At 68.9% G+C, this 13,148-nt stretch carries 14 protein-coding genes; 7 read left to right on the forward strand and 7 right to left on the reverse strand.

What is annotated here, in order from left to right; translation table 11 throughout:
• Positions 1 to 3: 3 nt before the first annotated feature.
• Together ACOYR4_RS20565 and ACOYR4_RS20570 are read left to right on the forward strand one after the other, a co-directional pair.
• Positions 4 to 261, forward strand: coding sequence for a DUF2783 domain-containing protein (locus ACOYR4_RS20565; RefSeq protein ID WP_015015947.1), 258 nt, complete (start codon positions 4 to 6; stop codon positions 259 to 261).
• A gap of 96 nt (positions 262 to 357) precedes the next feature.
• Positions 358 to 1,326 (forward strand): Bug family tripartite tricarboxylate transporter substrate binding protein, encoded by a 969-nt coding sequence (locus tag ACOYR4_RS20570; RefSeq protein ID WP_422847879.1) that lies wholly within the window; start codon positions 358 to 360, stop codon positions 1,324 to 1,326.
• A 6-nt stretch (positions 1,327 to 1,332) separates the two neighbouring features.
• Here the strand turns inward: ACOYR4_RS20570 and ACOYR4_RS20575 are convergent, their stop codons facing one another.
• From ACOYR4_RS20575 to ACOYR4_RS20585, 3 genes are read right to left on the reverse strand one after another with little or no spacing between them, the layout of a single operon-like run.
• Entirely contained in the window at positions 1,333 to 1,884 is a 552-nt protein-coding gene (locus tag ACOYR4_RS20575; protein WP_422847880.1) for a DUF2062 domain-containing protein, read from the reverse strand.
• Positions 1,881 to 2,039 carry a hypothetical protein gene (locus tag ACOYR4_RS20580; RefSeq protein ID WP_167514376.1) on the reverse strand — a complete coding sequence of 53 codons (159 nt, stop codon included), beginning with the start codon at positions 2,037 to 2,039 and terminating at the stop codon, positions 1,881 to 1,883. The genes ACOYR4_RS20575 and ACOYR4_RS20580 overlap by 4 nt, the downstream gene beginning before the upstream one ends.
• Before the next feature lie 27 nt (positions 2,040 to 2,066).
• Entirely contained in the window at positions 2,067 to 3,050 is a 984-nt protein-coding gene (locus ACOYR4_RS20585) for a TerC family protein (protein ID WP_060987433.1), read from the reverse strand.
• Between the two features lie 162 nt (positions 3,051 to 3,212).
• On the opposite strand from ACOYR4_RS20585, the gene ACOYR4_RS20590 reads away from it, so the two are divergent.
• A complete protein-coding gene (locus ACOYR4_RS20590; protein WP_422847881.1) occupies positions 3,213 to 4,115 on the forward strand; it encodes a LysR family transcriptional regulator in 903 nt (300 codons plus the stop codon).
• 79 nt (positions 4,116 to 4,194) lie between these two features.
• Here ACOYR4_RS20590 and ACOYR4_RS20595 read toward each other — a convergent pair whose 3' ends face one another.
• From ACOYR4_RS20595 to ACOYR4_RS20610, 4 genes are all read right to left on the reverse strand, one after another.
• On the reverse strand, positions 4,195 to 4,923 hold the full coding sequence (locus ACOYR4_RS20595) for an alpha/beta fold hydrolase (RefSeq protein ID WP_422847882.1): 729 nt from the start codon (positions 4,921 to 4,923) through the stop codon (positions 4,195 to 4,197).
• A 189-nt stretch (positions 4,924 to 5,112) separates the two neighbouring features.
• Positions 5,113 to 6,084, reverse strand: coding sequence for a helix-turn-helix domain-containing protein (locus ACOYR4_RS20600; protein WP_422847883.1), 972 nt, complete (start codon positions 6,082 to 6,084; stop codon positions 5,113 to 5,115).
• An 85-nt stretch (positions 6,085 to 6,169) separates the two neighbouring features.
• A complete protein-coding gene (locus ACOYR4_RS20605) occupies positions 6,170 to 7,504 on the reverse strand; it encodes a sulfatase family protein (RefSeq protein WP_422847884.1) in 1,335 nt (444 codons plus the stop codon).
• Positions 7,505 to 7,652: 148 nt separating this feature from the next.
• Positions 7,653 to 8,606, reverse strand: coding sequence for a Bug family tripartite tricarboxylate transporter substrate binding protein (locus tag ACOYR4_RS20610; RefSeq protein ID WP_422847885.1), 954 nt, complete (start codon positions 8,604 to 8,606; stop codon positions 7,653 to 7,655).
• A 118-nt stretch (positions 8,607 to 8,724) separates the two neighbouring features.
• Between ACOYR4_RS20610 and ACOYR4_RS20615 the strand changes: the two genes are divergently transcribed.
• The 4 genes from ACOYR4_RS20615 to ACOYR4_RS20630 all read left to right on the forward strand — a co-directional run bounded on the left by ACOYR4_RS20615 (position 8,725) and on the right by ACOYR4_RS20630 (position 13,137).
• Positions 8,725 to 9,270 carry a MarR family transcriptional regulator gene (locus ACOYR4_RS20615; protein ID WP_422847886.1) on the forward strand — a complete coding sequence of 182 codons (546 nt, stop codon included), beginning with the start codon at positions 8,725 to 8,727 and terminating at the stop codon, positions 9,268 to 9,270.
• 135 nt (positions 9,271 to 9,405) lie between these two features.
• Positions 9,406 to 10,986 (forward strand): MFS transporter, encoded by a 1,581-nt coding sequence (locus ACOYR4_RS20620; RefSeq protein WP_209820563.1) that lies wholly within the window; start codon positions 9,406 to 9,408, stop codon positions 10,984 to 10,986.
• 101 nt (positions 10,987 to 11,087) lie between these two features.
• The gene (gene hemE / locus ACOYR4_RS20625) at positions 11,088 to 12,200 is read left to right on the forward strand and encodes a uroporphyrinogen decarboxylase (RefSeq protein WP_422847887.1); all 1,113 of its coding nucleotides are present in this window, start codon (positions 11,088 to 11,090) and stop codon (positions 12,198 to 12,200) included.
• Between the two features lie 58 nt (positions 12,201 to 12,258).
• A complete protein-coding gene (locus tag ACOYR4_RS20630) occupies positions 12,259 to 13,137 on the forward strand; it encodes a helix-turn-helix domain-containing protein (RefSeq protein ID WP_422847888.1) in 879 nt (292 codons plus the stop codon).
• Positions 13,138 to 13,148: the final 11 nt, after the last annotated feature.

Raw genomic sequence — 13,148 nt, forward strand, 5'->3', positions numbered from 1 at the left:
CCCATGCTGAACACCCAACCGAACCTGCAGGCCTGCGACGACTTCTATGAAGCGCTGATTGCGGCGCACCAGGGCCTGTCCACGCCCGAAAGCCACGCCATGAACGCACGCCTGGTGCTGCTGCTAGCCAACCACATCGGCGACCAAGCCACGCTGCAGCACGCGCTGCAACTGGCGCGCGGTAGCGCCGTGCCCACGGCCGACCGGCGCACCACCCCGGCCATCACGCCAGTGGTGCCCACCCACGCGGTGGCAGCCTAGCCGCAACCCCTTTTCATCCCCACGGCTTCAGCACCGCGCAGACGGTGCAGGGCCCGACTCGCCTTGAACCTTGACCAAAACGGAGACAACACCACCATGCAGCGCAAACATTTCCTCGCCACCCTCGCGGGCCTGGCCCTGGCCACCACCTTGCCCCTGGCCCACGCCCAGGACTCCAAGCCGCTCGAATGGGTGGTGGGCTACGCCGCAGGCGGCGGCTCGGACATCGTGGCGCGCACCATTGCCGAGTCGATGTCGGCCACGCTGGGCCGCACCATCATCATCAACAACAAGCCCGGCGCGGGCACCAACATTGCCGCCGAGTACAGCGCGCGCAACAAGGACTACGGCAACCTGATGTTCTCGGCCGACTTCGCCACGCTGGCGGCCAACCCGTTTTTGTTCAGCAAGCTGAGCTACAACGCCGAGAAGGACTTCCAGCCCGTGGGCCTGCTGGTGCGCTTTCCGATGTTCCTGGTGGTGTCCAACAGCGTGCCGGCCAAGAACCTCAAGGAGTTCATGGCCTGGGCCAAGGGCATGCCCGATGGGGTGAACTGGGCGTCCGCCGGCCCCGGCAGCCCGCACCACCTGGTGGGCGAGCTGTTCCGCGAGCAGAGCGGTCTCAAGCTCACTCACGTGCCGTACCGCGGTGCGGCCCCGGCCATCCAGGATGTGATCGGCGGCCAGGTGTCCGCGATGTGGATCGACAGCGCCACGGTGTACCCGTTCCTCGCGGGCAACAAGGTGCGCGCCATTGGCGTCGCCAGCCCCCAGCGCGTGGCGACCATGCCCGATGTGCCCACGATTTCCGAGCAGGGCCTGCAAGGGTTTGAAGGTTTTGCGTGGCAAGGCCTGGTGGTGCCCACCGGCGCGCCGGCCGATGTGGTGGCGAACTTCAGCAAGGCACTGCAGACCGCCCTGGCCGACACGCGCACCAAGGCGCGCCTGCAGGCCCTGGGTGTGGAGCCCATGCCCGGCACCGCTGCCCAGATGGGCAGCTTTGCACGCACCGAGCGGGAGAAGTGGGGGCGCGTCATCACCAAGGTGGGCGTAAAACTCGACTGACCCCCCTCAGCGGCTGCGCGCCAGCCTTCGCTTGCGGTGCAAGGCGGGTGCGAGCCACAGCAGCTGCACCGTCACATAACCCAGCACCGCCAGCAGCAGGCCCAGCGTGGGCAGGCCGATCAAAAGCGGCGTGCCCAGTGCCTGCATCCAGGTGCCCAGGGCTTGCACCGTGAACTCTCCGCCCGGCTCCACGCTGCTCCAGGCGGGCAGGGTCTGCGCGCCGGGCATCACCAGCGCCCCGAGGTAGAAGGCCATCACATACAGCGGCACGGTGGTGAGCGGGTTGGTATAGAAGGTGGCCACGCCCCCGGCCACCACGTTGCCGCGCAGCCAGGCGCACACCAGCAGCGTGCCCGGGATCTGCAGCGGCCCGGGGATCAGGCCGCAGAACATGCCCGCCGCCACCCCGCGCGCCAGCGGCTGGCGCTGAAAGCGGAACAGCGCGCGCTGCTCCAGCCAGGGCTGGAACTGCGCCAGCCAGCTGCGGTCCAGCAGCTGCCGGGCCCGGGGCTCCAGGGCCCGCAGCCAGCGGCGCAGGCGACACAGCGGCTGCATCATGCGACGAACGCTACCGCGGTGCCAGCGCCCCACAAGGTGGTGAGGCCCACCAGCAGGCGCACGTCGCGCGGCTCGTTCTCCGCGCGGTAGGCCATTGCGGTGGCACCCACCAGGCCCAGCAACATGCACAGCATCACCGATTCGATCAGATCCATGGCTCGGGTCTCCCGGTTCGGCAGCGATCAGGCCTTGGGGGGCAGTGCGGGTGGGGCGCCCTTGGCCGCCTCGCCCGAATTGCGCAGCGACAGGAAGATCGACCCGGCGATCAGCGTGGCCGTGACCAGCAAGGCATAGCCAATCGGAATCTTCACAAAGTCGATGAGCAACATCTTGCCGCCGATGAAGACCAGGACCAGCGCCAGGCCGTAGGCCAGCAGGTGGAAGCGGTCGGCCAGGTCTGCCAGTAGGAAGTACAGCGCACGCAGGCCCAGGATGGCAAAGATGTTGGCCGTGAGCACGATGAACGGGTCACTGGTGATCGCGAAGATGGCCGGGATGCTGTCCACCGCAAAGATGATGTCGGTCGTGCCGATCAGGATCAGCACCACGAACAGCGGCGTGTAGTGCTTGACGCCATTGATCATGGTGGAGAGCTTTTCACCGTCGAACTGGTCGGTGATGCGGATGCGCTTTTTCAGGAACTTGAGCACCGGGTTGGTGGCGATGTCAGGTTCCTGCCCGGCGGCAAACCACATCTTCACGCCCGTGACGACCAGGAACGCACCGAACACATACAGCAGCCAGTGGAAGGTGGCCAGCAGCCACGCGCCTGCCAGTATGAGCAGCGTGCGCAGCACGATGGCGCCGATGATGCCGATGATGAGCGCGCGCTTCTGGTACTGCGGTGGCACGGCAAAGTAGCTGAACAGCATCAGGAAGACGAAGATGTTGTCCACCGACAGGCTCTTCTCCACCAGATAGCCGGTGATGAACTGCATGGACACCGTGTTGGCGACCTCGCGCCCCTGGCTGCTGTCCAGGTACCACCACAGAATGGCCACGAACACAAAGGCCAGTGAGAACCACAACAGGCTCCAGCGCGCGGCCTCGCCCATGGTGACCTTGTGCGCGCCCTGGCGCTCCATGACCAGCAGGTCCACGCCAATGGCGATGACCACGAAGACGGCAAATCCCGCCCACATCCACCACGTTCCGATTGTTTCCATCGAGTTTCTCCAGAGATGCCCTCATACGCCCAGACCAGCCGGGTGCCCAAGCCCCGCACTGTAGGGGCCGGGATACTTCTTTAAAACCTGTGATCACAGTAGTATTGGTTCGGTTTTTACGAACCAAACACCTTCCCTCGACTTCTCCCCTCGGAAAACCCCATGAGCCAGAGCTTCAACTACCGCCATCTTTTCTACTTCTGGGTGGTGGCCAAGGAGGGCGGCATTGCCCGCGCCGCCGAGCGGCTGGACATGGCCGTGCAGACCATTAGCGCCCAGGTGCGCGAGCTGGAAAAGTCGCTGGGCGTGAGCCTGCTGCGCACCGAGGGCCGCAACCTGGTGCTGACCGACGCGGGCGTGGCCGCGCTGCACGAGGCCGACCACATCTTTGCGCTGGGCGAGCTGCTGCCCGTGCGCGTGCGCGAGGCCGCCACAGGCCAGACGCTGCGGCTGAACCTGGGCATCTCCGACGGCATTGCCAAGCTGGCCGTGCACCGGCTGCTGACCCCCGTGCTGGACGAGCCCCATCTGCGCCTGCTGTGCCACGAGGGCGAGTTCCAGCCCCTCTTGGGCGAGCTGGCGCTGCACAAGCTGGACGCCGTGCTGGCCGACCGCGCCGCGCCGCCCAACCCCGCTTTGCGCACCACCAGCCAGCTGCTGGGCACGAGTGCGATTGCCTGGTACGCGCCGCCGCTGTGGGCCGAGGCGGCGGCCAACCACTTTCCGCACAGCCTGGCCGTGGTGCCCGTGCTGCTGCCCACCGACCACGCCGCCATGCGCGCGCGCATTGACCATTGGCTGGAGCGCGAGCGCATCCGCCCGCACATTGCCGGGGAGTTTGAAGACAGCGCCCTCTTGAGCACCTTTGCCGCCACCGGCATGGGCGTGATGCCCGCGCCGGTCTCGCTGGGCGAGCACCTGGCCCAGACCCACGGGCTGGTGCAGGTGGGCACCGCGCCCGATGTGCAGGAGCAGTTTCACTTGATCTACAGCGCGCGCAAGGTGATGCACCCGCTGCTCACGCGGCTGCTGGAGGCGGGCCAGGGCGGAACGCTATTGAATTGATAGCTGCCGACGCATATTCATCTAGCGCTTGGTGCCAAAAACACTCAAAAACCGATGAATACTCCCTGCGCAGGGTCCGTCAGTCGCGCCCGGCCCGCTCGATGTGCAGCGCCGCCGATGCCGGGTCGGAAAAGCACAGCTCGTGGCTGCCCGCGCACTCCACCAGGCGGAACAGGCCCAGCCGCTCCGACAGGCGCGGGTGCCAGGGCAGGCTGTGGGGCAGCGCGGTGTCTTGCTGCGCGTTCAGGTAGCTCTTGCCCACCTCCAGCGTGGCCAGCGGCACGGGCAGCTGCGCGGGTTCGGTGAAAGTGCGGTAGGGGTGGGGGTTGAGCAGCGCATAGGTGCTTTGCGCCAGGGCCTCGTCGGCGTCGTTGATGAAGGCCTCGCGCCAGATGGGGTACGGCAGCATCACGGCGTTGCCGTTGCTGGCCGCGACCTGGTCGAACAGCGCGCGGTAGTGCGGCGGCACCAGATCGTTCAGGCACTCGCCCGGCTGCGGCACAAAGGCGTTCCAGTACACCAGGCGGCGGATGCGCCCGGGCAGGCGCGCAGGCATGTGGCTGATGACCATGCCGCCGTAGCTGTGGCCCACCAGGCGCACATCGCTCAGGCCCTGGCCCTCAATGAAGGCCGCCAGCGAATCCACCGCATCGGCCAGGCCCGTGGCCGCGCGATCGTCGCCAGGGTTGTTGCCCGCGAGCGTGGGGCAGTGCACCGTGTGGCCGCGCGCCCGCAGGTGCGTGGCGGTGGCTTCCATCTCGGCACCGGTGTGCCAGGCGCCATGGACCAGGACATAGGTATCCGGCATGTGTGTGTCTCCTTGGGGTTGTGTTGCAGGACCGGGCTATCCGCCCAGCCGTTACCTTAGAAACACCGTGCGGCGCGGAATGGCCCGTGCGCGCCAGCGGGCTGTGCTGGGTGTGCCAAAAGCTCCACCGCCGTGCAGCACGGCAAGGCGAAGCCACGACGACACGGAGGATGGGGAGACGGATTGGAATCAGCCGCCGCGCCGCCACTGCGCGGGCGACACGCCCATGGCGCGCTGAAAGGCGCGTGCGAAATGCGAGGGGTCGGCAAAGCCGCAGCGCCGCCCGATCTCGCCCACGGCCACATGGGCAAGCTGGTGGCGGCGCAGCAGATCGGCCGCACGCGCCAGGCGCAGTTCGCGCAGGGTGCCCGCAAAGGTGTGGCCCTGCGCCGCAAACGCCCGGTGCAGGGTGCGCAGCGACACACCCGCCTCCTGCGCCAGCGCCGGGGCCGAGAGGCTGGGCTGGTCGATACGTGCCCGCAGCAGCGCGCACAGGTGGGCATGCAGGCTGCCTGCTGCCGTGGGGGTGGGTGGCTGGGGCGGCTCCAGCGCCGCGCACAGCAGCGCGCCCAGGTGGTCGGACAGCAACGCGGGGGGAAGGGCCCGCGCCGAGGCCGGATCACGCGCCAGCTGCACGGCGAGCGCCCCCAGGCTCTGGCCCCAGCCCTGGTCGCGCCAGGCCACACGCGGCCCGGGTGCCTCGGCCTGCTGCAGCCACTGCCCCACCCAGGCGCGCGGCAGCTGCAGCGACACACAGTGCACGCCTTCTGGGAAGTGCAGTTCGTACGGCCGGGCCGAATCCAGCAGCACCACATCGCCCGGCCGCAGGTGGGCCACATGGCCGTCCTGGCGCACATGCCACGCGGTCTCGGCCTGGCCGATCAGGTAGAAGGGCAGCTGGCGGCTGCGCGCAATGCCGGCGGGCGTGCGAAACACGTCCTGGGTAGAGGCCCGCACGCGGTTGATAGAGAGCGTCTCCACCGGCAGGCTTTGCAGCTCGCCGCCAAACAGCGGTGCCTCGCGGGAGCTGCAGTCCATCTCCAGAAACGCCTCGCAGATCGCACCCACCCAGTAGTCCAGGCGCGCGGGGGGCGCCACCACGTCGGTGGTCCACTGGCGCAGAGCAGCGGGGGACGAAGGCGCGGGGGCGACGGCGGGCATGGTGCCCAATCTACCGGCAAGCGGGCTGGGCAGGCAACAGGGCAAGCCCGCCCAAACACTCCCTACGGATGCCTGCCCGCCAGGCTCAACGCTGCGGCATGTCCTTGACCGAATACCCCAGGCTCACCGTGGCGTCGTCAGGGATGGCGGGCATGGATGCGTTCCACGCCTCCCACGCGGCGCGCATGGCCTGCAGGCGTTCGGGCTCCACGGGCGCACGGTTGGCGCGCTCGCGTTCGTCGTCGGCCAGGTTGAACAGGTAGTCGTTGCCGTCCACCCGCAGGTACTTCCAGTCGCCCTGGCGCATGGCGCGCTGGCCGCGGTGGTTCATGCGCCAGAACAGCGGGGGCTCGTCGTGCAGGCTGGCATCGCGCAGCAGCGGCATCAGCGAGCGGCCGTCCAGCGGGTAGTCCGCATGTGCGGCGGCGCCTGCGGCGTCGAGCATGGTGGCCGACCAGTCCATGGTCATGCAGGTCTGCGCGCTCACGCCGCCCGGCGCAATCACCGCAGGCCAGTGGGCGATCCAGGGCACGCGGATGCCGCCTTCGGTCAGGTCCATCTTGCCGCCCACCAGCGGCCAGTTGTCCGAGAAGCGCTCGCCGCCGTTGTCGCTGGTGAACACCACCAGCGTGTCGCGCGCCAGGCCCTTTGCCTCCAGCAGCGCCATGATGCGGCCAATGCCCTCGTCCATGTGGTGGATCATGCGGCGGTAAGTCTCGATGTTGCCGCCGTGCAGGTGGAACAGGTTCGTCTTCACCTCCTGCGCCAGCGCCTCGTCGTCGCGCGTCTCCCAGGGCCAGTGGGGCGCGGTGTAGTGCAGGCTCAAGAAGAACGGCGTGCCGGCCTGCGCGCCCGGCGCCATGCGCTGCACATAGTCGAGCGCGTGGTCGGTGATGAGGTCGGTGAGGTAGCCGTCCTGCTGCTTTTCTTCCTCGCCCAGGTACAGGTCGTGGGCGCCATTGGAACTGCAGTGGGTGAAGTAGTCCACCCCGCCCGACATGGGTCCAAAGAACTCTTCGTAACCCGAGCGCAGCGGCCCGAACGCGGGCGGGTAGCCCAGGTGCCACTTGCCCATCAGCGCCGTGCGGTAGCCCGCTGCGCGCAGCAGCGACGGCAGCGTGGGGTGCTCGGGCGGCAGGCCCAGGGTGGTGCTGCCCCGGCTTTTGCTGTTGATGGGCTCCTCGGCCGCGCCGCGCAGGCGGTACTGGTAACGCGCCGTCATCAGCGCAAAACGTGTGGGCGAGCAGACGGGCGAATTGGAATAGCCCTGCGTGAGCTTGAGTCCGTTGGCGGCCAATTGGTCGAGCACCGGCGACACGGGGCCAAAGGCCGCTTCGCGGCCGCCATAGCAGCCCAGGTCGGCATAGCCGAGGTCGTCGGCGACGATGAAGATGATGTTGGGGCGGGAGTGCGTTTTCATCTCTGAGATCCAATGTCACTGAACGTGGGCTGCGACCTGCGCAACTGGCACGGCCCATGCGAGGGGCGGCTAGCAAGGGCCGCCCCGCAGCGAGGCCGCCGTCCCCCTTGAGGGGGAAGCGGCGCAGCCGCTCAGGGGGTGCTTCCTATCAAGGTTTGAAGCCCGAACGCTGCACGACCGGCGCCCATTGCGCGCGATAGGCCTTGAGCATGACTTCGGTCTGCGCCATGGTCGCCACCACGGGCTCCATCTTGGCGGTCGCAAACTTGCGCTGGGTGTCGGGGTCCTTCATCACCTCATGGATCAGGCTGGCCAAGCGCTCGGCCTGCGCCTTGGGCATGCTCATGGGCGCAAAGAAGGTGTTCCAGCCGGTGGCGGCCAGGTCCATGCCGGCTTCCTTGAACGTAGGAATCTGGGGCGCCAGCGCGCTGCGCTTGGCGCTAGACACAGCCAGGATGCGGATCTTGCCGGCTTCGTGCTGGGGCAGCAGGGTGTCAAACGTATCGAACGCCACGGGCACCTGGCCGCCCAGCAGGTCGTTGAGCAGGGGGGCCGAGCCCCGGTAGCCCACCACCTCGGCGCGCACCTTGGCGGCGTCGCCCACCATCAGGCCAAAAAAGTGCGGCAGGCTGCCCGTGGCGGGCACGCCAAAGTTGGCCTTGTCCGGGTTGGCCTTGAGCCAGGCCATCAGGTGCGGCAGCTCCTTGACCGGCACGGCGCTGCCCACGGCCACGCCAAATTCGTAGCTGTTGACGTGGCTCACGGGGCGGAAATCGCGCTCGGGGTCGTAACCCGCATCGGGGAACACCAGCGGCGCCACCAGCATCACGGCGGGGTTGGCCAGCAGCAGCGTGGGCTGGTTGGCGGGCGCGGCTTTGACAGCCTGGGCCGACAGGCGGCCGCCCGCGCCGGTCTTGTTCTCCACGATGACGGGCGTGCCAAGCTTGGTGCCCAGCTTGTCGGCCACGATGCGGGCCACGCGGTCGGTCGCACCGCCAGGGGCGTAGCCCACCACGATGCGCAGCGGGGTGTCCTGCGCCTGGGCCGGGGTGGCGCACAGGGCGAGTGCGGCGGTCAGCACAAAAGCAAAGGGTTTGCGCATGGTCGAAATCTCCAGGGGCGATGGCGGGGCCTGCGCAGCCGCGCAGGGGGGTGGATGGCCGGACTGTATTGGCCACACAATCAATTGATCTAATCAATCATTGCCCGGAAATACCCTGATGCCTGCCCCGGCCCCCAAACCACCCGCCGCGCCCGGCCACCGGCTGGCCCACCCGCAGGCCGCCAACGACCTGCTGATGTACCGCCTCAACCGCCTGATCGCGGTGGCAGGCAGTTTGGTGGTGCGGCTGTGCGAAGGCGGCTACGGCATCACCCGCCGCGAGTGGGGGCTGCTGATGATGCTGGCGCAGCACCCCGGCATGCCCCCGGCCGAGTTGGCCCAGCGCCTGGGGCTGGACCGGGCCCGCACCTCGCGCGCCATCACCTCGCTGCTGACCAAGAAACTCATCACCCGCGACGCCATGCCTGGCGACCGGCGCCAGGCCCGGCTGTCGCTCACTACGGCGGGCCAGGCCGTGCACGACGAGCTGTTTCCCCAGGTCAAGGCGCTCAACCAGGAGCTGCTGGCCGGGCTGGGTGCCGAGGCGGTAGCTGGGCTAGACCAGGCCCTGGCCGACATGCAGCGGCGTGCCGAAGCGCTGGTCGCCACCCGCACCGATGTACCGCGCACCTACCGACTGCGCGGTGGACGGCATGTGGATTGAGGGGGTTTGCAGCATGGCGTTGCCCCAAAACGGGGAACCGGCGATATCCTCAAACCCGCCCTGAGCCACCCGCCCACGGCACGCACGCGCTCCCCTTGTCCCACAACGACCCACGCACACCCAACGCCACCCTCCATGTCCCAGCACTCGACCTCTTTGTGGAGCCCCCTGCGCCAACCCGCGTTCCGGGGCCTGTGGATTTGTGGCGGCATCTTTTTTGTGGGCAGTGGCATGCAGACCATGGCGGCGGCCTGGCTCATGGTGGAGCTGACGGGCTCGTCCTTTCTGGCCGCGCTGGTGCAGACCGCCGTGTTCATGCCCATGTTCCTGCTGGCCCTGCCCGCCGGTGTGCTGGCCGACACCACCGACCGGCGGCGCCTGATCTCAGGCGCTTTGCTGGCGCAGGCGGGGGCCAGTGCACTGCTCACGCTGCTGGTGCTGGGCGGCTGGGGCGGGTCGGCCTCGGTGCTGTTCCTGGTGTTTGTGTGCGGCTGCTGCACGGCGGTGCTCACGCCCGCGTGGAACTCGTCGGTCATCGACCCCGTGCCGCGTGACGAATGGCCCCAGGCCATCACCGCCGTGAGCATTGCCTACAACGCGGCGCGCGCGGTGGGGCCCACGCTGGCGGGCCTGGTGTTTGCGCAGCTGGGCGCAGGCTGGGTGTTTGCCATCACCGTCACCACCACGCTGGTGATGTGGGAGTCCATCCGCCGCTGGCCGCCCAAGGCGCACCCGCCTTCCAAGCTGCCCGCCGAGCGCCTTTGGGGCGGCACCCTGAGCGGGCTGCGCTTTGCCTGGCACTCGCGCATGATCCTGGCGCAACTGGTGCGCGTGATGGCCTTCAGCGCCGCGGGCTCGGCCCTGTGGGCGCTGCTGCCGGTGATTGCGCAGCGCCTGGGCACGGGGGCGCCGGGTTTCGGTTTGCTGATGGGCTGCCTGGGCACGGGCGCCGTGGGCGTGGGCCTGGTGCTGGGGCGGCTGCGCGCACGCTTTGGCATGGAGGTCATCGTGGGCACGGGCGGCGTCGTGTTTGGCATCGCCATGCTGGTGGCGGCACTCACCCACATTACCTGGGTGGTCTACATCGCCATGCTGTTTGCGGGCGCGGCGTGGATGTCGGCCATGTCCACCTTCAACACCGCCACCCAGGCCAGCGCGCCGCAGTGGGTGCGCTCGCGCGCCGTGGCCATGCACATGGTGGCGGCGCTGGGTGCGTTTGCGATGGGCTCGGCCTTCTGGGGCGCGGCGTCGGACATCCTGGGCCTCACGCCCACGCTCTGCGTCGCCGCCGCGTTGATGGGCGTGGGCCTGCTGCTGGCCCGCCCCATGCCGCTGCGCATGGGTGCGCTGCACGAGGTGACCCAGGCCACGCCCTGGGATGAACTGTTCATCGAAGCCGAGCCCCTGCCCGAAGCAGGCCCCGTGGCCGTGGAGGTGGGCTACCGCATCGCCCCCGGCACCGACGCCGCCTTCCTCGACACCATCAGCCGCATGAAGGCCCCACGCCGCCGTGACGGCGCCACCTTCTGGCGCGTGTACAAGGACCTGGGCGAACCCTCGCGCTATGTGGAGCGCTTCATCGTCGAGTCCTGGGCCGACTACCTGCACCAGCGCGCCCGCGCGACCATGGCCGACCAGGCGCTGGAGACGGAAGTACGGGCGTTCTTGGCGCCGGGCGAGGTGGTGCGGATGTCGCACTACATCGCGGAGCGGTAGGCACCCTTGAGCCGACCCACCGTGGTTCCGGCTTGATGCGCGTCAATTTCCGCAGCCGCATCGGATAGCGACACCGGCGGTCGGCCTGCGACAATCGCAGGATGACCTTCGCCCCCCTTGCCAACGACACCTTCCTGCGTGCCTGCCGCCGCCAGGCCACCGACTACACGCCCCTGTGGCTCATGCGCCAGGCGGGGCGCTATCTGCCGGAGTACAAGGCCACGCGTGCCCAGGCGGGCAGCTTCATGGGCCTGGCCACCAATGTCCAGTACGCCACCGAAGTGACCTTGCAGCCGCTGGAGCGTTTTCCGCTCGACGCGGCCATCCTGTTCAGCGACATCCTCACCGTGCCCGACGCCATGGGCCTGGGCCTGTCGTTTGCCGAGGGGGAAGGCCCGCGCTTTGCCAAGGTGGTGCGCGACGAAGCCGCCGTGGCCGGGCTGGCCGTGCCCGACATGGACAAGCTGCGCTACGTGTTCGATGCGGTCACCAGCATCCGCAAGGCCTTGAACGGCCGCGTGCCACTGATCGGTTTCTCGGGCAGCCCCTGGACCCTGGCCTGCTACATGGTCGAAGGCAAGGGATCGGACGACTACCGCCTCGTCAAGACACTGATGTACAGCCGCCCCGACCTGATGCACCGCATCCTGGCCGTGAATGCCGACAGCGTGGCCGCCTACCTCAACGCCCAGATCGACGCGGGTGCCCAGGCCGTGATGATTTTTGACAGCTGGGGCGGCGTGCTGGCCGATGGTGCCTTCCAGGAATTCAGCCTGGCCTACACCAAGCGTGTGCTGGCCCAGCTCAAACGCACCGGCGTGGATGGCACCGACGTGCCGCGCATCGTCTTCACCAAGGGCGGCGGCATCTGGCTCGAAGACATGAAGGACATCGACTGCGAGGTGCTGGGCCTGGACTGGACGGCCAACCTGGGCAAGGCGCGCGCCATCGTCGGCGGGCAGGTGGGCGGCCCCGGCAAGGCACTGCAGGGCAACATCGACCCCAACGTGCTGTTTGCGCCGCCTGCGCAGATCGTCACCCAAGTGCATGCCGTGCTCGACAGCTTTGGCAAGCCCCACACCGACCGCAGCACCACCGGCCCCACGCACATCTTCAACCTGGGCCACGGCATCAGCCAGTTCACCCCGCCCGAGCATGTGGCGGCGCTGGTGGAGGCGGTGCATAGCCACTCGCGCGCGCAGCGCCAGGGCTGATCGCCCGGGCGAGTGCTCCAGACCGCGCGGCGCACCCGGCAGGGACCAGGTGATGGCAATGGAACATCCCGCACCGCCGCCAGCGGAGCCACCCACCGGCCCGCAGGCGCTGCCCGCCTCGGCCCTGCAAGCCCCACCCGGCGCGCTCGCGGACTGCGTGCGCGCCTTTTTCTGGCGCGACCTGGGCCGCCAGCCGCCCCACACCCCGGCGGACACACGCGTGCCGCCCAGCCCCTATCCCGGCATCATTTGGCTCACGCGGGGCACGGCCCGGCTCGTGGAATGTGCGGGCGCGACCACGGCAGCGGCCCTACCGGCCATCACACTCTCGGGCGCCCACCGCCATCCGTACCACTCGGTCTCGTCCCGCGATGGCGATTCGTTCTGCCTGGCGTTCCAGCCCGGCGCGCTGGGGCTGCTGACCGGTCAGGACCTGGCGCCGCTGACCGACCGCATCACGGACGCGGTGACCTGGCTGCCCGAGGAGTGGCACCCCTTCCTGGCGGCCGTCCACGCGGCGCCAGACCATGGGGCGCGCCAGGCGCTGTGCGTGGACTTTCTGGCCCCGCGCTGGGCGGCCGTGGCCGACCGGCACGCCGCCTGGCTGCAGGTGCTGCACCAGGCATGGCAGCGCGGCGCACGCCAGGCCCTGGCCTCCACGCTGGACTGGACGCTCCGGCACCTGCAGCGCCGCACCCGGCAGCTAACGGGCCTGCGGCCGGGAGAGATCGAACGCATGCTGCGCGCCGAACATGCGCTGCTGGCCATGCGCGACGGCAACGCCGGGGCCCTTGATGCCGCACTGCGCCACGGCTACGCCGATCAGGCGCATTTCAGCCGCGAGGCGCGTGCCCTGTTCGAGAGGCCCCCTGCCGCACTCAAGGCCCACACCCAGCGGCCGGGCGACGATGCGGACTGGCTGCTGCGGCGCAGTTAATCCAGCTGCTT

It is taken from the genome of Acidovorax sp. M14, assembly GCF_049331375.1.
In the GTDB taxonomy this organism is placed as follows: Bacteria; Pseudomonadota; Gammaproteobacteria; order Burkholderiales; family Burkholderiaceae_C; genus Acidovorax.